Raw genomic sequence first — 16858 nt, forward strand, 5'->3', positions numbered from 1 at the left:
TTTTTGGATTTTTTTTGCATATATTTTGTTCAATTCTCTATTTTAAGTCTTAATCATCATCATCGCGGTCACCTCGGCGATCGCGGTCATCATCGTCACCATCACGGTCGTTATATCTCCCATTATCCTCATCACGATCCTGATTTAACACTGAACGCTCGTCATCTTCACGATTATTGCCCCAGTCACAGGCGCTTAATCCAAGCACGCCCAGCAAAGACATTGCACAAATCCACTGTTTCATCTTGCATTCCTCATTGTGATATCGTTTGAATATCGGGGCAAAATAGCTCTGGATCTAGCCGATTCATGTCGGAATTTTGTCAGGAAGTTTTGTGCTGCATTTTCAATGGAGCTGTATTCTGAAATTTCCGGCATAAAAAAACGCATCCTGAGATGCGTTTTATATTTGGCAGGAATGAATTACCAGCCCAAAGCTTGTTGCTGCTTTTTCACCAGTTCCTGAATGCCTTTCTCCGCCATTTCCAGCATGGCATCCGATTGGGTACGGGTAAATGGCTTGTCTTCCGCAGTGCCCTGAATTTCAATAAATTCACCGGCCTGTGTCATCACCACGTTCAAATCGGTTTGACAGTTCGAATCTTCTTCATAGCAAAGATCCAGTAATACTTCATCTTTGAAAATACCAACAGAAACCGCAGCCACCAGACCTTTTAATGGATCATGTTTGATTTTCTTTCTTTCCAGCAAAACATTCATGGCATCGACCAGCGCCACCGCAGCACCGGTAATCGCTGCAGTACGGGTACCGCCATCAGCCTGAATCACATCACAGTCAATGGTAATGGTATTTTCACCCAGCTTTTTCAGGTCAACCATTGAGCGCAAGCTACGACCGATCAGACGCTGGATTTCCTGGGTACGGCCACTCTGTTTGCCACGTGCCGCTTCACGGTCGCTACGGGTATGGGTTGAGCGTGGCAACATGCCATATTCAGCCGTCACCCAGCCCTGACCCTGACCTTTCAGGAAACGTGGAACAGAACTCTCTACACTGGCAGTGCACAGTACTTTGGTATGACCAAACTCAACCAATACCGAGCCTTCCGCATAACGTGTATAGTTACGGGTAATTTTCACTTCACGTAATTGATCTAATGCTCGTTGGTCGATACGCATGATAAGTCCTGTATAGGCTAAAAATAATTGCGGCTCAGTATAACAGAAGCCTTTGCCAAGATTGGTCAGCCGGATGATTGATTTACAAAATCGATGCATCAGAGTGCGGTTAAATATCGAAATTCTGCCGACCTGTGGCGCTACGATTTGCCTTAATTTTTGCTAGACTAAATCTCCCCTTGAGGAAACTATATTTATGTCCTTACGTGAAGATCGCAAGCAGCAAAGCCATCAGGCGCTACTGGATGCCACACTGGCCTTGAGCAGTCAGGGTCGCGCTTTTAGCACCATCAGTCTGCGTGAAGTCGCGCATGCCGTTGGACTGGTGCCCACGGCATTTTATCGGCATTTTCAGGATATGGAGCAGTTGGGACTAGAGCTGCTGGATCAGGTCGCGATTCATCTCAAGGGAGTGCTGAATCAACTGGGACAGGCCTATCTGTATCAGCCCAACACCCGGATTAAAACCGGAATTGAGCTATTTTTTCAGGCAGTCGAATATCACCCTGAACCCTGGATTTTTTTTGTTGCAGAACGCTGGGGTGGCTCGGCAGTGTTACGTGCCGGAATAGAACGGGAAATTCGTTTTTTGACTGAAGATGTCATGCATGAACTGGAAAAAATGCAAGCTACCCAGCATATCCAGTCTTCGCAAGATTTGCAGGCACTGGCACAGATGCTGATTGATCTGTCGCTGAACTGGGCCATGGGCTGGATTCATCTGCAACATCAGGCTGATCCAGAGCTACGCCGCACCCTATCCAATGTCTTTAAAACCCAAAGCGTGCTACAGATGCAGCTTTTATTGCGAGGGATTTTGCACTGGCATCGAATTCCGACAAAAACAGCAGATCCTTCAATCAGTACAGCAACAAGTACTCCCCCCATCTGAATAAAAAAACCTGCATTATTGATGCAGGTTTTTTACGGATACTCGGTTATTTCTTATTTGGCTTTACGCTCTTTTTCAATCAGGTAATTCACCACCTGAATTACTTTGGCATCATTGCCCTGCACAATATATTTACCATTGACAGTCACCGCCGGTACGCCGCTTAACTGATATTGAGCAGCCAGATTTTTGGCCTGCGCAATTTTTGACGAAATCGGGAATGATTTATAAGTCGTGTTAAATTTTGCTTCAGAAATACCATAACGGGTATAGAACTTGGCCAGTTGTGCCTGTTCTAAAATTGGACGCTGCTTGTCATGAATATCATGGAATAACTGCAAATGGGCTTTTTGGCGCACACCCAAAGCTTCAGACACATAATAAGCACGTGCCGCTTGTTCCCAGAGTGGATTCATCGCAGCAGGTGTACGTACAAAACGAACATCTTTAGGTAATTTTTTCAACCAGCCCTGCATATGTGGTTCCAGCATGAAACAGTGACCACAGCCATACCAGAAGAATTCACGTACTTCAATTTTGCCCGGTTTTTCGACTTTGACTGGTTGTGCGACCACCTGATAGTCCTGACCTGCCACAAAATTGGCCATAGCACTGCCGGAAAAGGCCAAAACAGATGCGGCAACAGCGCTTAAAAGGAATTTTTTCATTGGGATTATCGTCCTCTAAATCATTATGCTTAGTGTATGGGTTCACTATAAATCAATTATGCCGATTTCGTTTTCATTCTGTGAACTTTTTTGCTGCTTTTATCGCTTTTTCTGCCAGAAACGCTACACTAAAGCAGAGGACTGATTTTCAAGGTTTTAAGTCAGTCACTCTGGCCATTCGGCCCCTATGTATTTTTAGATAATCACGACTGATTGAGGTGACACCGATGTCGCAATTGAATGTTGATCCACAAGAAATTGCCAAGTTTGAAGCATTTGCAGCTATATGGTGGGATCAGCATTCCGAGTTCCGCCCCTTGCACATGATTAATCCACTACGTTTAAACTGGATTGATGAACATGCCGGTGGCCTGAGCGGCAAGAAAATCCTGGATGTCGGCTGTGGTGGCGGCATTCTGGCCGAAAGTATGGCGCGCCGTGGTGCCGATGTACTTGGCATTGATATGGGTGCTGCCCCGCTGAATGTGGCGCGGATTCATGCCGAACAGGAAGGTGTCAGCAATATCGAATACCGTCAGGTGCCAGTCGAGCAACTGGCAGAGGAACAGGCTGGCCAATATGACATCGTGACCTGCATGGAAATGCTAGAGCATGTGCCAGATCCGGCATCGATTATTCAGGCCTGTCACAAGCTGGTCAAGCCAGGTGGCCATGTGTTCTTCTCGACCATTAACCGCAATCCGAAGTCCTATTTATTTGCCATTATTGGTGCAGAATATGTGCTGCGGATGCTGGCCAAAGGCACCCATGATTACAGCAAATTTATCAAACCGTCCGAGCTGGCACACGATATTCGCAATGCCGGCTTAAAACTCAAAGACATGACCGGTCTGCATTATAATCCCTTGACCAAACGCTACTGGCTGGCACCGAATGTCGATGTCAACTATATGGTCTATACAGTCAAAGAAAGCCAGAACGAGACCAGCGCATGAAAGCCGTTTTATTTGACCTCGATGGCACCCTGATTGATACCGCAGCCGATTTTATCCGGATTATCCAGCAGATGTGCCGTGAAGAAGGCCGGATGCCGGTCGAGCCCGAGCTGATCCGGACGCAGGTCTCCGAAGGCGCGCGCGCCATGGTGAAACTGGTCTATCCGGAACTGGAACTGGAAGATCCGGTATTTCTGCAACATCGTCAGCGCTTTCTGGACATGTACGGCGCAGACATTGCAGTCGATACCGATCTGTTTAAGGGCATGTATCCGTTACTGGAACAGCTGGAAGCACAGGATGTTCCCTGGGGCATCGTCACCAATAAACCACGCTGGCTCAGTGAATCTTTATTAAAAGCATTAAACCTGACCGAGCGCTGTGCCGTGCTGGTCTGTCCGGAAGATGTGACCCGTACCAAGCCCGACCCTGAACCGATGTATCTGGCTGCCAAGCAACTGGGGCTTGCGGCAGAAGACTGTATCTACATTGGCGATCATCCGCGCGATATTGATGCAGGACGCCATGCCAAAATGCCTACCATTCTGGCAGCTTACGGTTATTTACCACTGCAATACAAAGATGACTTAACAGCCTGGCAAGCCGACTATATAGTGAACACGGTGGCAGAATTACAACAGCTGATTCAGACCTTACTACGCAAACAGCAGACTGCAGTATCTTGAACGCTTAAAACTGAACAATAACAAATAAGGAGGTAGATAATGAAATATTCAGCCTATCAACCTCGCCCCGATCTGCTCAAGGATCGTATTATCCTGATCACAGGTGCGGGCGATGGCATTGGACGTGCGGCAGCAATCAGTTATGCCTTGCATGGTGCAACCGTGGTGCTGCATGGACGTACCCTGAATAAACTGGAAGTCATCTATGATGAAATTGAAAGTTTAGGTGCACCGCAACCTGCCATCTTGCCGCTACAGCTCTCCAGTGCTTCGGAACAGGATTATGAGCTTCTGCTCGACACCCTGGACCGTCAGTTTGGCCGTCTGGATGGGATCTTGCACAATGCCGGCATCCTTGGTGAGCGTACAGAACTGGCGCATTATTCGCCTGAGGTCTGGGATGATGTCATGGCAGTCAATCTGCGGGCGCCTTTTGTCATGACCCAGGCGCTATTACCGCTCTTATCCAAATCTGAACATGCTTCGGTGGTATTTGCCAGCTCGGGTGTAGGCCGCGAAGCCCGCGAACGCTGGGGTGCGTATTCGGTTTCTAAAATTGCTATTGAAGCGGTAAGCCAGTTATTTGCCAAAGAGCAGGTACATCCGAATATCCGTTATAACTGCATCAATCCCGGGGCAACGCGGACTGCCATGCGCGCCAAGGCCTATCCGAATGAAGATCCGAAAACCCTGCCTACCCCCGATTCAATCATGCCGGCTTATCTATATTTGATGGGTAATGACAGCCTGCATATGAATGGCCAGAGTATTGATGCACAGGATTAAATTATTCTGTCTGTCATTCAGGGAGCAATCGCTCCCTTTTTATTTCATTTTTAGTCATATTCAGCGCATAAATCTTAAGTAAGTTCACCCCGCTCGCATTGAGTTTCATTAAAATAACAGCATACTAAGCCCCACTATATTTCACTCGAGTGCATCATGACTGAATTAAACAATATTACGGTGACCCATTTAGACGATGGCATGGTGTCGCTGCTGATTGATCAACAGCCTATTTCAGAGAAATACGGCACCAAGTTTGAAGCCAGTATCGTGGATGACATCAAAGCACTCGAAAATGCTCAGAAACTCAAATTGTTCGAGCAATTTGTATTTTCACATCAGGATCTGAATTTTGAACATGCCTATTATTATGTGACTGGCATTGAAAAATTAGACGACAGTTATCGTCTGGCCAAGCATTTTGTTTATCGCATTAAAATTGAAGGTCAGCCAGAAATCGAACATGTCATCAGCAATCAGGGCAAAGCCATGACGGCCGAGGATGTACGTGCCTTTATTCAGGCGCATGTGCAGAAATCACTCAACGATTATACTGACCTGAACTACGCTTATTAAAAGTCGGGTCATTGAATAATCTTGGGCACTTTTCGATAAAGTGCCCTTTTTTTCTTAAAATCCTGCAAAAAATAACAATAAATCGGATTTACATATTAAATATATAAAATTATACGGTTTTCCAAATTAAACTGATTGGACTATGCTTTCTTGAATCACAGATAGATCAAATCAGGAGCGCAGCATGGCTGACCAAAAACGTAAAATTGAAACAATTCACCGGATTGAACAGTTGCAGTTATCTGAAGCATTGATTGTGGCACTCGATGACGCCCTACAAGCTGAATCCGTGGCTGACGCGATTCAGTCCTTACAAGGTTTGGCAGAGCAATGGAATTAATCTCAAACTAAACCGGCAAAATTCTTTGTCGTTTCATTAAATCATGAACTTTTTTCTCGCTGACTCAATGCTGTTTTTTTGAGCTAAATCATCGATTTTAGCTTGCATGTTTGCCCTCACTTTGATGAGATAAGAACTAGGCTCAGCCTGTCGGGTCATCGGACAAATGCGCAGCCTAAGCTCATGTAAAATCATGACATAATCATAATATCTCTGCATTTGTTATAAAACTGGTGCCTGTTCTTCACAGTTTCTCTGTAATCTTTCCGTATATTAGACACAGTAGAACATGAACGATTTAATGAGGGTTCAACATGAAAAAGGTTTTGGTGGCATTAGCGATCTCCTGCAGTACATTCATGCTGAGTCATGTTGCAATAGCCTCCCCTCATTTCAATGCTGAATCACAAATGGATAGCCGTCAGGGACATGGCAAGAAAGGCCGTGAGTTCCGCGAAAAGGATCAGGACCAACACGATAATCGCCGTATGCGTGAGGAACGTGGAGTGAAGCGCCTGCAACAGCTCAGATGGCAGCCGGGCTATGTGATGCCGCAGCATTATCGGGGTAATGGCTATAAAGTCGAATACAAAGAACATAGCCTGCCTCGACCTGACCGCAAACAGCAATGGTATAAAGTCAATAATGACTATATTCTGGTCAATTCTGAAACCAATAGTATTATCCGCATTGTCGGCGATTAATGTGTCCGCCTCTTTGCTGACCTGAAACCCTGATAGACTCAACCCTGGTTGAGTCTTTTTTATTTGAATCATCAAAAATTCGACAAGTGCAGCGCTGGCTGCTATTCCAGTTTTTAATTGAAGTGATGCATCTTCTAAATTTCTTCATAAATTTAACAATTTAACTAAATAGCCCCCACGCTTTCTATCTACTTATTGGCTAATTTAGTCTCATCAAATACAGATCTACATTTTTAGGTGAGAGCCATGAAAAAAGTCCTAACTACAATTGCGTTATCCCTAAGTGCTTTGTTGGCTACTTCTGCCATGGCAGCGCCACAGCATGATCCACGCTATAACCATAATCCGCATAAACCGGCACCGCACTGGAATGCCAAAGATAGTAAAAAATGGAATGATGACCGTCGTCATAACAACCGTGAGGTCAATCCAAGCCGTGACTGGCGCTCAGGACAAGTTCTGCCGCGTCAATACGATAACAAACGTTTTAAAGTGAGTGATCGTGAAGCCCGCCGTTTACCGAATACTGGCCGTTTCCAGCAATGGTACAAGATCAACAATGATTACGTTCTAGTCAATGAACGTAGCAATAGAATTGTACGCATTATCAACTAATCTTTCTCCATTACTGCGCGTCTTGCAGACACCTGAAGTCCCCTTCAGGTGTTTTTTTATATCTGCACTTCCACTTGCGTTTTTTTTCATTAGAATCAAAGCTTGATCTTTAAGCATTGAAATAGGCACAGGCATGAGCTCAGCAGAAACCTCACACAGCACAACCTTGCAATATGTGCACTGGTTTCGCCATTCTGCGCCTTATATCAACGCGCACCGCAACAAAACCTTTGTGATCATGTTTGATGGCGAAGCGGTCCTGCACGATAACTTTCAGCATATTATTCACGATATTGCCCTGTTACACTCCTTGGGTATCCGGCTGATTCTGGTACATGGGGCACGTCAGCAGATTAACCAGAATCTGGCCCAGAGCCAGATCAGTACGCCTTTTCACCAGCAGCGCCGGATCACTACCCGTGAATCCTTAAGCTGTGTGATGAATGCGGTTGGCTCGATCCGTCTGCAAATTGAAGCCCTGCTTTCCATGGGACTGGCCAATTCACCGATGTATGGTGCCCGCATTGATACGGTTTCGGGCAATTTTATCACTGCCAAACCCTATGGCATTCGCGATGGCGTGGACTTTCAGCTGACCGGTGAAGTCCGTGCGGTCGATACCGATGCAATTCAGCGCCATCTGGACAGCCATAATATTGTGGTACTTGGCCCGACCGGTTATTCCACCACAGGTGAAGTCTTTAACCTGCTGGCCGAAGAAGTTGCGACCAAAACTGCAATTCGACTCAAGGCCGATAAACTGATTTTTCTGGGCAAGCAACATGGTCTACTCGATGCTAAGGGCCAGCTCAAACGTGAAGTGACGCCGCAACAGCTGGATGACTATATTCCGGCAGAACCGCAGGATGCCATCGAAAGAGGCTTGCAGCTGCAGGCGGCACAAGAGGCTTCCATGAACGGTGTCCATCGGGTGCATCTGATTTCCTATGCCTATGATGGCGCCCTACTTGAAGAACTGTTTACCCGGGATGGTTCTGGTACCCTGATTACCGACGCACATTATGAAGACGTGCGGATGGCCGATATTCAGGATGTAGGCGGCCTGATCGGTTTGCTGCGACCGCTAGAGGAAGAAGGGATTCTGATCTATCGCTCCCGTGAACGTCTGGAAAATGAAATTAACCAGTTTGCCGTGATTGAACGGGACGGTATGATTCTGGCCTGTGCCGCGCTTTATCCGATCCCCACCACGGGCAATGAATTACGTTCCGCAGAAATTGCCTGTGTCGCAGTACATCCAAGTTATCGCCAGTCCAATCGCGGTAGCCAGATCTTGCATTATCTTGAAGAAAAAGCCAAAAGCATGCAGATTCAGCAGCTGTTTATTTTAACCACGCGTACCGCGCACTGGTTTCTGGAACAGGGCTTTGAACCAACTTCAGTCGATGACCTGCCGGATGCGCGTCAGGCATTTTATAATTATCAACGCAATTCAATCGTTTGTAAAAAGTCACTTTAAGGTGACTTTTTCTTTGAGTGCCTTAGCTTAATTTCAGATAAAGATATCTGACAATTCCAATTTAAATTTTAAAATGCCATTGCTGCTTTTTAGCTAAATATATCAGCAGATTGAATTTATAAAAATAAATATATATTTCATAAGCTTGATTAATTTTATTGGCAAATCTTCATTGTCATATAAATCACTTTTTCGCATAAGTTTTGCGTTTTTTTATTTATCTTTTTTCTTCATTAGAAATTCCTGAATAGTTATTTTTTTAGAAAAACAAAAACGATTAGCGTGTGTCTAGGTTTTATTCGCTAGTTTTCACTTTCGGGAGTTTTGCTTCATGCGCCAATCTAATGTTCAGTTTTTAGCAAAAACTGCAGTACTCGGTACTGCAGTGGCTGGCGTCATGATGCTTTCTGGCTGTTCAAAACAGGAAGATACCACCACCCTGAATATTGGTTTTCAAAAATATGGCGTACTGCCAATTTTAAAAGAACGCGGCACGCTAGAAGCCTCATTAAAAAAACAAGGCGTAAATGTGAAATGGGTGGAGTTTCCGGCTGGCCCACAGTTACTTGAAGGCCTGAATGTCGGCAGCGTGTCTTTTGGTGAAGCAGGTGAAGCACCCCCCATTTTTGCCCAGGCAGCGAATTCAAATCTGGTCTATGTCGCAAACCAGCCACCAGCGCCTAAAGCCGAAGCCCTAATTGTACCGAAAGACTCCCCGATTCAATCGATTCAGGATCTGAAAGGCAAACGTGTGGTCTTGAACAAAGGTTCCAACGTGCATTATTTACTGTTGAAAGTTCTTGAAGCCAACAATCTGAAACTCAGCGATATTGAAGTGATTTACCTGCCACCCTCTGATGCACGTGCAGCTTTTGAACGTGGTGCAGTGGACGCTTGGGTGATCTGGGATCCATTCTTTGCCGCTGCTGAACATCAAATTGGCGCGCGTGTGATTGCCACGGGTGAGAACATCGTGAGCAATCACCAGTTCTATCTGGCAGATCGCAAGTTTGCAGAAAGCCATCCTCAGGTCGTGGAAGCGGTGGTGAATGAACTTAACTTGACCACAGAGTGGGTAGCACAAAATCAGGATGAAGCAGCCAAACTTCTGGAAAAACCGACAGGTCTGGCTTTTGATGTCCTGAAAACTTCGATTTCCCGTATGGGCTTTGGAGTCAAACCTTTATCTAACGATGTCATCCAAAAACAACAACAGGTGGCAGATGCTTTTTATGGTCAGCAACTGATTCCACAGAAGCTGAATATTGATGCAGCGATTATTAAATAACGCCAGAATAATTCGAGAATAAAGATGAGTAATTTAAAAACGGTTTCCTCTATCAGTTTAGCGTTATTGGGCTTTGCTTTGATCGGTTGCCAAAAACAGGAGCCACAGCAAAACACTGCTGCAGAAACTGCAGTACCACCACAGGTTCAAACTATTGCCATTGGTTTTCAAAAATCGGCTTTAAATCTGCTGGTTGCGCGTGATGAAAAACTGATGGAACAGCAGTTTCCAAATACCAAAATTGAATGGAAGGAATTTCCTGCCGGTCCGCAAATGCTGGAAGCTCTAGCAGTGGGTGCGGTCGATTATGGTTATGTCGGCAATACCCCACCCATCTTTGCTCAAGCGGCAGATAAATCCCTGAACTACGTGGCATTTGAAAAAGTGGCTGGCAACTCCTCAGCTGTGATCTTACCCCATGACAGTGATATTCAGACCATCCAGCAGTTGAAAGGTAAACGCATTGCCGTTCAGAAAGGTTCAAGTGCACATGAACTTCTGGCAAAAACTTTAGAAAAAGCCGGATTAAGCTGGTCAGAGATTCAAGCGGTCTGGTTACCACCTGCAGATGCTCGTGCTGCTTTTGATAAAAAAGCTATTGATGCCTGGGCGATTTGGGATCCGTTTCTGGGTGCAGCTGAAGTCGACAGCAACGTAAAAGTGCTGATTGAATCCAGTGTCTTTCCACAGACTTATGCCTTTTATATTGGCAATCCAGAATTTATTCAGAAGCATCCAGACAGCCCGGAAAAGTTTATTCAGGCTTTAAATGCATCAGATCAATGGATTATTAAAAATCAGTCCTTAGCTTTAGATGTTTATCAGAAAAGTACCGGTCTCAAACCAGAAGTGGCAAAGATTGCCTTTGAACGTCGCCTTAAACCCTCCCCTGTACTGCCATTAACTGCAGAAGTGGTCGAAGCGCAACAGCATATTGCTGATCTGTTCCAGCAGGTTCAACTGATTCCCAACAAAATAAGTGTCCAGCAACACATTTGGACGCCAACAGCTACACATTGATTACCGAGCACAATTACTTAATTTAAGGAATTTCACATGAAAATTTTCTGGTTTATCCCGACACATGGCGACAGCCGTTACCTAGGTACCAGCAAAGGTGCGCGCCAGGTCGATCATGCCTACATGAAACAGATTGCTGTGGCAGTCGACAACCTGGGCTATGAAGGTGTGCTGATTCCTACAGGTCGTTCATGTGAAGATCCTTGGTTAACTGCTGCCAGCCTGATTGATGCAACCAAAAAACTAAAATTCCTGGTAGCACTTCGTCCCGGGGTGACCACGCCTGCTTTGGCAGCACGTATGGCTGCAACATTTGACCGTCTCTCTGGTGGCCGTGTTTTGCTGAACCTGGTCACTGGCGGTGATGAGCAAGAGCTAAAAGGCGACGGCGTCTATGAAGATCACAAAACCCGCTATAAAACTGCCACCGAATACACCACCATCTGGCGTGAAATTCTCAAGCGTTCGCATACTGGCGAAAGCTTTACATTCCACGGCGAACGCTTAAGTGTCGATGATGCCAAACTGCTCTATCCACCAATACAAGAACCACATCCGCCGTTATGGTTTGGTGGTTCTTCAGATGATGCCGTTGAGCTGGCAACAGACCAGGTCGATACTTATCTGACATGGGGCGAGCCACCTGCAGCAGTGAAGGAAAAGATTGAAAATGTGCGTGCTAAGGCCGCTGCTAAAGGTCGTGAACTGAACTACGGTATCCGCCTGCATGTGATCGTGCGTGAAACCAATGAACAGGCCTGGGCTGCAGCAGAAGAACTGATCCAGTATGTCGATGATGCCACCATTGCAGCAGCTCAGGCGAAGTTTAAAATCATGGACTCGGTCGGTCAGCGCCGTATGGCTGAATTGCACAATGGCGACCGTAGCAAGCTGGAAGTATCGCCAAACCTTTGGGCCGGTGTTGGCCTGGTACGTGGCGGTGCAGGTACAGCACTGGTGGGTGATCCGGAAACTGTCGCAGCACGTATTCAGGAATATGCGGATCTGGGAATCAGTACCTTTATCTTCTCTGGCTACCCGCATCTGGAAGAGTCCATCCGTTTTGCTGAACTGGTGTTCCCATTACTTCCACTGGAAACCCAGAAAAAACTGGCTCAACCGAACCTGACAGGTCCATTCGGTGAAATCGTAGCGAACAACTACACTCCGGATGAAAACAAGAAAGCTGAGAAAGTTCAGGAGTCTGCTTAATGTCGAAAGTCGTTTCCGTTGAAACCCTGGCACAAAAGCAGGTTTCACGTGGAACAATTCTGGGGCGGCATTTGCTGCCCTGGCTGGTTCCGATTTTCTTGATTGCCATTTGGCAAATTGCTTCTGGCACTGGTCTGCTGGAAAGCCGGATTCTGCCTGCACCAAGTGCAGTGATTTTGGCATTCTGGAAATTATTGTTAAGCGGTGAGCTGTGGACGCATGTACAAGTCAGTGCAGGACGTGCTATCAGTGGCTTGCTGGTTGGAGGCGGTTTGGGCCTGTTACTAGGGCTGTTAAATGGTTCATCCAAAATTGCCTCTACCCTGCTCGATACCACCTTGCAGATGATCCGCAACATTCCTGCGCTTGCGCTGATTCCATTGGTGATTCTCTGGTTCGGGATTGATGAATCTGCCAAGCTGTTTCTCGTTGCAATTGGGGTATTTTTCCCGATTTATATCAATACCTATCACGGCATCCGTTCAGTCGATCCGCAGTTGATCGAAATGGGGAAAAGCTATGGGCTTACGCGCTGGCAGCTGTATAAAGAGATCATTCTGCCGGGAGCAATGCCGTCGATTCTGGTTGGACTACGCTTCTCTCTGGGTCTGGTCTGGGTGCTTCTGATCGTTGCAGAAACCATTTCTGCCCAGTCGGGTATTGGCTATATGACCATGAATGCACGCGAATTCCTACAAACCGATATCGTTTTAGTCGGTATTTTACTGTATGCCCTACTCGGCAAACTGGCCGATGTCCTGGCGGTGGCCTTAGAACGATTCCTGCTGCGTTGGCATGCGGGTTATCAAAAATAATTTAAAATAAGGAGCATCTGATGACTGATCTCAGTTTAGGCCGTCATGCCAATGAGCCTATTGCGCCATCCCGGCAACCTGCGGCAGATATCAACCCGAATGCGGTGCTTGGTGCCGAAATTATTATTGAACAGCTGCACAAGTTTTATGGTTCCGTCAAAGTTCTGGAAGATCTGGATCTGCATATTCAACCGGGCGAATTTCTGGCGATTGTCGGGCGTAGTGGCTGTGGTAAAAGTACCCTGCTGCGTTTGATTGCCGATCTGGAAAAACAGAGCTATGGCGAAATCAAGTTCAAGTCCGCGCGGCATATCCGTGAAGGAATTACTGCAGATGATATCCGGGTCATGTTTCAGGACCCGCGTCTGCTGCCATGGCGTAGCATCGAACAGAATGTGCAACTGGGTCTGGCCAAAGAGCAGCATGCCAAAGCATCGCAAATGCTGGAAAAAGTGGGCTTAAAAGAAAAAGCCGCATTGTGGCCATCACAATTGTCGGGTGGTCAGCGTCAACGTACCGCTCTGGCACGTGCATTATCGCATCAGCCGCGTATTCTGCTGCTGGATGAACCGCTTGGTGCTTTGGATGCCCTGACCCGTCTGGAGATGCAAAGCCTGATCGAACGCTTATGGACCGAGCAAGGCTTTACCGCCATTCTGGTCACGCATGATGTCAGTGAAGCAGTGCAGCTGGCCGACCGGATTATCCTGCTGGATAAAGGCCATATTGCCAAAGAATTTCAGGTCGACTTACCACGTCCTCGCCAAAAAAGTGTGAAATTTACAGAACTGGAACAGCAGGTACTGCAAGCAGTTTTGGCAACCTGAACTATAGATAAAACCCGGAATATGGCTGTTCCGGGTTTCATCTGGGAACTAAATCCTGAACCGGATTTAAACTGCAGCTATATCCCGGTCATAAAAGCGTTAATTTTCTCATGCTCTTTAAAATAAAAAAAACTTAATAATTCAAGCATTTTCACAAACTTGTAACCTTATTCTGTTGGGGTGCATTTATGCTGTTTTTAAAGGTCGATCTAGAGAATAAATCATCATTATTCAAAAAATTAGACATTGACTGTGTGCACAAATCTGATGATTTGCCGTACAATTGAGGATTCCCATTTTTTCATTGTTTTTTATATTTGCTAATGGAACAAAAAAAGAGTACTCAAAAACGCAACCAGCTGCTGAATGCTGCACTAGATGTATTTTCCCTGTACGGTTTTAATGGGGCAAGTCTAGATGAAATTGCACAGATTGCAGAAATGCATAAATCGAATATTTTCTATTATTATGAAAATAAAGAAGCTCTCTATGTCGAGGTATTGACCACCGTTCTACAAAAATGGCTGGCACCTTTACAAACACTTGAGGCCGAACTGGAGCCTGAAGAAGCGATTACCAATTATTTAATGCAAAAAATTGAAGTGTCGCGCACCCAGCCAAAAGCATCGCGCTTGTTTGCTTTGGAAGTAATTCAGGGCGCACCGCATATACTGGAAATTTTAAAAGGTCCGCTAAAGAAACTGGTAAAGCGTAAAGCCAAAGTCATTTCTAACTGGCAGGAACAGGGCAAGATTTCCGCAGATATCGATCCTGAGTTACTGATTCTGAATATTTGGGCGATTACCCAGAACTATGCAGATTTTGCCACTCAAATGGAAATGGTCACTGGAAAAACCTTGCGTAATCGTAGCATGCAGCAGCGCATTATCCAGCATACGGTACACATGATGTTATATGGCGTGATCCCGCGTCCGGATAAATAAGCGCTAGCTTCTGATTGGCATACGACCATAGCTGCTATGGTCGCCGAGCAAGCTTGACTTAATCTACTATTTTACCATTTGATATAAAGATAATAATTTTTGCGCACCCAATAGCAGATTTTCTTCCCAATCCAGATGCGCAGTTTCATTGGCCCCATCAGTAATATACTTGACTGAAATCAGGCGAACACCCAACTTTTTACAGACTTTTGCCAAAGCATAACCTTCCATATCGACCAGATTACACGCCACTTTCGAAATCCCGGTTTCAAAGCTGTCGCCTGTCCCACAAATCCCTTTGGGTAAATGTTCAAAAAAAGCCTCCAGTTCAATCGCGGCAGGATAATCCTGATCCATCGGGGTAACACCGACCTCAAAGCCGAGTGGTGATACATCCATATCGCGCTGTACAAACTGAGTCACTTCAATCAGGTCATGAGCATTAAAATGCGAACTGCCGGCTGTACCCAGATTCAGCAAGGTACTACAACCGGTTTTTTGAATTACTTCAAAGGCTTTAAAGGCCGCGTTGACTTTACCAATCCCGCTGTAATGCACATTTATGCCTTGAGCTTCAAACAAGCCTTTGGATTCATTGGCTAATGCCATGATAAGCGCCAGATCGGACATTCAAAATCTCGAATACACAGAAAATTGCTGACATTAGAAAACAAAATCCGTGTAATGAAAAGCAGGAATGCGCTGATCCGATCCATTTAAAGCATCAAAAAACAATCTGGCCTGATGTTGCGGAAAAGGAATATTCAAGAAAAATATTGCATAAAAACACAACAACAAGACGAAAGCGCGAGATTATGGCAATATATAGCCTCTCGATATTTACAAGCACTCGATTTGCCCATGCAGCTGCTCCGTCTAAATGCTTTAGCGTCACATTCTGAATTACCCAAAACTGCCGTGACGATCGGTAATTTTGACGGCGTGCATTTGGGTCATCAGGCCATGATCCGTCAGCTGCAACAGGTGGCCAAAGCACAGGGCTTAAAATCTGTGGTGATGATTTTCGAGCCGCAACCGCTTGAATATTTTAAAGCTTATGAAGCACCACCACGCATTTCCTCCTTACGTGAAAAAGTCGAATATCTGACTGAACTGGGTGTGGACTATATTGCGGTGGCGAAATTTGACCATACTTTTCGTAGCCTGACCGCAGAAGCATTTGCCGACATTTTAAAACAAAAACTCAATGCCCAGCATCTGGTACTCGGTGATGATTTTCACTTCGGTAAAAACCGTCAGGGCAATAGCGAATTCCTGCGCAATTATGGTTTCCAAGTCACCAATTTAAGCACCATTGCTTTAGAGGGTGAACGGGTCAGTTCAACCCGGATTCGTCAAACTTTACAAGCAGGCGATTTAGCCCTTGCTGCCAAATTACTCGGCCGGCCCTATAGCATTACCGGACGGGTGCAATACGGCGACCAGATTGGCCGAACCATTGATTTCCCAACCATTAATGTACGACTAAACCGGCATAAGCCCTGTCTGAATGGCATTTATGGGGTTGAAGTCATCTGTGAAACTGAATCCCTCAGGGATAAAGTAAAACATGATCATGCTACTAAAACAGGCATTGCGGGTTATGACCCCACGGCCCTGTTTGGTGCGGGTCATGTGGGAACACGCCCAGCCATCAAACAAGCCCATCCAGAATGGCGATTAGAAGTACATTTTCCAGATGTTTCTGCTAATCTGTATGGCCTGTTAATGCGGGTGACGTTCTTAAACTATTTACATGGCGAAAAGGACTATCCTTCGCTTGAAGCGCTAAAAGCCGGAATTGATGATGATGTCGAGAAACTGCTGGAGTTTCGTCGAAATCATCCTACATTTCCCTTTTAATATCCCATATTTTTATTGTAAAACGTGTCAGTAACATAACTGATTA

The 16858-nt window shown here is 45.7% G+C and carries 20 protein-coding genes; 16 read left to right on the forward strand and 4 right to left on the reverse strand.

Annotation, left to right across the window (positions count from 1 at the left end):
* Positions 1 to 49: 49 nt before the first annotated feature.
* A complete protein-coding gene (locus CWI32_RS02510; RefSeq protein WP_100534556.1) occupies positions 50 to 244 on the reverse strand; it encodes a hypothetical protein in 195 nt (64 codons plus the stop codon).
* Positions 245 to 423: 179 nt separating this feature from the next.
* Positions 424 to 1140 carry a ribonuclease PH gene (gene rph, locus CWI32_RS02515; RefSeq protein ID WP_100534752.1) on the reverse strand — a complete coding sequence of 239 codons (717 nt, stop codon included), beginning with the start codon at positions 1138 to 1140 and terminating at the stop codon, positions 424 to 426.
* Between the two features lie 196 nt (positions 1141 to 1336).
* Between rph and CWI32_RS02520 the strand changes: the two genes are divergently transcribed.
* On the forward strand, positions 1337 to 2032 hold the full coding sequence (locus CWI32_RS02520; RefSeq protein ID WP_100534557.1) for a TetR family transcriptional regulator: 696 nt from the start codon (positions 1337 to 1339) through the stop codon (positions 2030 to 2032).
* Positions 2033 to 2085: 53 nt separating this feature from the next.
* Here CWI32_RS02520 and CWI32_RS02525 read toward each other — a convergent pair whose 3' ends face one another.
* Positions 2086 to 2700, reverse strand: coding sequence for a thiol:disulfide interchange protein DsbA/DsbL (locus CWI32_RS02525; RefSeq protein WP_100534558.1), 615 nt, complete (start codon positions 2698 to 2700; stop codon positions 2086 to 2088).
* A gap of 227 nt (positions 2701 to 2927) precedes the next feature.
* Here CWI32_RS02525 and ubiG point away from each other — a divergent pair, with 227 nt between their 5' ends.
* From ubiG to CWI32_RS02590, 14 genes are all read left to right on the forward strand, one after another.
* The gene (gene ubiG, locus CWI32_RS02530) at positions 2928 to 3656 is read left to right on the forward strand and encodes a bifunctional 2-polyprenyl-6-hydroxyphenol methylase/3-demethylubiquinol 3-O-methyltransferase UbiG (protein ID WP_100357013.1); all 729 of its coding nucleotides are present in this window, start codon (positions 2928 to 2930) and stop codon (positions 3654 to 3656) included.
* Positions 3653 to 4342, forward strand: a complete 690-nt coding sequence (locus CWI32_RS02535; protein WP_100534559.1) for an HAD family hydrolase — start codon at positions 3653 to 3655, stop codon at positions 4340 to 4342. Before ubiG ends, CWI32_RS02535 begins: the two co-directional genes overlap by 4 nt.
* Before the next feature lie 39 nt (positions 4343 to 4381).
* Complete coding sequence (locus CWI32_RS02540; RefSeq protein ID WP_100534560.1) at positions 4382 to 5128, forward strand: YciK family oxidoreductase; 747 nt, start codon at positions 4382 to 4384, stop codon at positions 5126 to 5128.
* A 156-nt stretch (positions 5129 to 5284) separates the two neighbouring features.
* Entirely contained in the window at positions 5285 to 5704 is a 420-nt protein-coding gene (locus tag CWI32_RS02545; RefSeq protein ID WP_004281232.1) for a hypothetical protein, read from the forward strand.
* A gap of 184 nt (positions 5705 to 5888) precedes the next feature.
* Complete coding sequence (locus tag CWI32_RS15130) at positions 5889 to 6044, forward strand: hypothetical protein (protein WP_004281231.1); 156 nt, start codon at positions 5889 to 5891, stop codon at positions 6042 to 6044.
* Positions 6045 to 6358: 314 nt separating this feature from the next.
* Entirely contained in the window at positions 6359 to 6748 is a 390-nt protein-coding gene (locus tag CWI32_RS02550) for an RcnB family protein (protein ID WP_100534561.1), read from the forward strand.
* A 246-nt stretch (positions 6749 to 6994) separates the two neighbouring features.
* A complete protein-coding gene (locus CWI32_RS02555; RefSeq protein ID WP_100534562.1) occupies positions 6995 to 7363 on the forward strand; it encodes an RcnB family protein in 369 nt (122 codons plus the stop codon).
* 133 nt (positions 7364 to 7496) lie between these two features.
* Positions 7497 to 8843 (forward strand): amino-acid N-acetyltransferase, encoded by a 1347-nt coding sequence (gene argA, locus CWI32_RS02560; RefSeq protein WP_100534563.1) that lies wholly within the window; start codon positions 7497 to 7499, stop codon positions 8841 to 8843.
* 331 nt (positions 8844 to 9174) lie between these two features.
* Positions 9175 to 10131 (forward strand): sulfonate ABC transporter substrate-binding protein, encoded by a 957-nt coding sequence (locus CWI32_RS02565; RefSeq protein WP_100534564.1) that lies wholly within the window; start codon positions 9175 to 9177, stop codon positions 10129 to 10131.
* 24 nt (positions 10132 to 10155) lie between these two features.
* Positions 10156 to 11151 (forward strand): aliphatic sulfonate ABC transporter substrate-binding protein, encoded by a 996-nt coding sequence (locus CWI32_RS02570; protein ID WP_074383812.1) that lies wholly within the window; start codon positions 10156 to 10158, stop codon positions 11149 to 11151.
* 36 nt (positions 11152 to 11187) lie between these two features.
* Positions 11188 to 12363: an FMNH2-dependent alkanesulfonate monooxygenase gene (gene ssuD / locus CWI32_RS02575; RefSeq protein ID WP_100534565.1), complete on the forward strand. Its 1176-nt coding sequence runs from the start codon at positions 11188 to 11190 to the stop codon at positions 12361 to 12363.
* Complete coding sequence (gene ssuC / locus CWI32_RS02580) at positions 12363 to 13178, forward strand: aliphatic sulfonate ABC transporter permease SsuC (RefSeq protein WP_100534566.1); 816 nt, start codon at positions 12363 to 12365, stop codon at positions 13176 to 13178. The genes ssuD and ssuC overlap by 1 nt, the downstream gene beginning before the upstream one ends.
* A gap of 20 nt (positions 13179 to 13198) precedes the next feature.
* Entirely contained in the window at positions 13199 to 14005 is an 807-nt protein-coding gene (locus CWI32_RS02585; protein ID WP_100534567.1) for an ABC transporter ATP-binding protein, read from the forward strand.
* 323 nt (positions 14006 to 14328) lie between these two features.
* Complete coding sequence (locus tag CWI32_RS02590) at positions 14329 to 14949, forward strand: TetR family transcriptional regulator C-terminal domain-containing protein (protein WP_100534568.1); 621 nt, start codon at positions 14329 to 14331, stop codon at positions 14947 to 14949.
* Positions 14950 to 15015: 66 nt separating this feature from the next.
* Here CWI32_RS02590 and CWI32_RS02595 read toward each other — a convergent pair whose 3' ends face one another.
* Positions 15016 to 15579 (reverse strand): 5'-methylthioadenosine/S-adenosylhomocysteine nucleosidase family protein, encoded by a 564-nt coding sequence (locus tag CWI32_RS02595; RefSeq protein ID WP_100534569.1) that lies wholly within the window; start codon positions 15577 to 15579, stop codon positions 15016 to 15018.
* 231 nt (positions 15580 to 15810) lie between these two features.
* Here CWI32_RS02595 and ribF point away from each other — a divergent pair, with 231 nt between their 5' ends.
* Positions 15811 to 16812, forward strand: a complete 1002-nt coding sequence (gene ribF, locus CWI32_RS02600; protein ID WP_100534570.1) for a bifunctional riboflavin kinase/FAD synthetase — start codon at positions 15811 to 15813, stop codon at positions 16810 to 16812.
* Positions 16813 to 16858 lie beyond the last annotated feature (46 nt).

The organism is Acinetobacter pseudolwoffii (genome assembly GCF_002803605.1).
Taxonomy (GTDB): Bacteria; Pseudomonadota; Gammaproteobacteria; order Pseudomonadales; family Moraxellaceae; genus Acinetobacter; species Acinetobacter pseudolwoffii.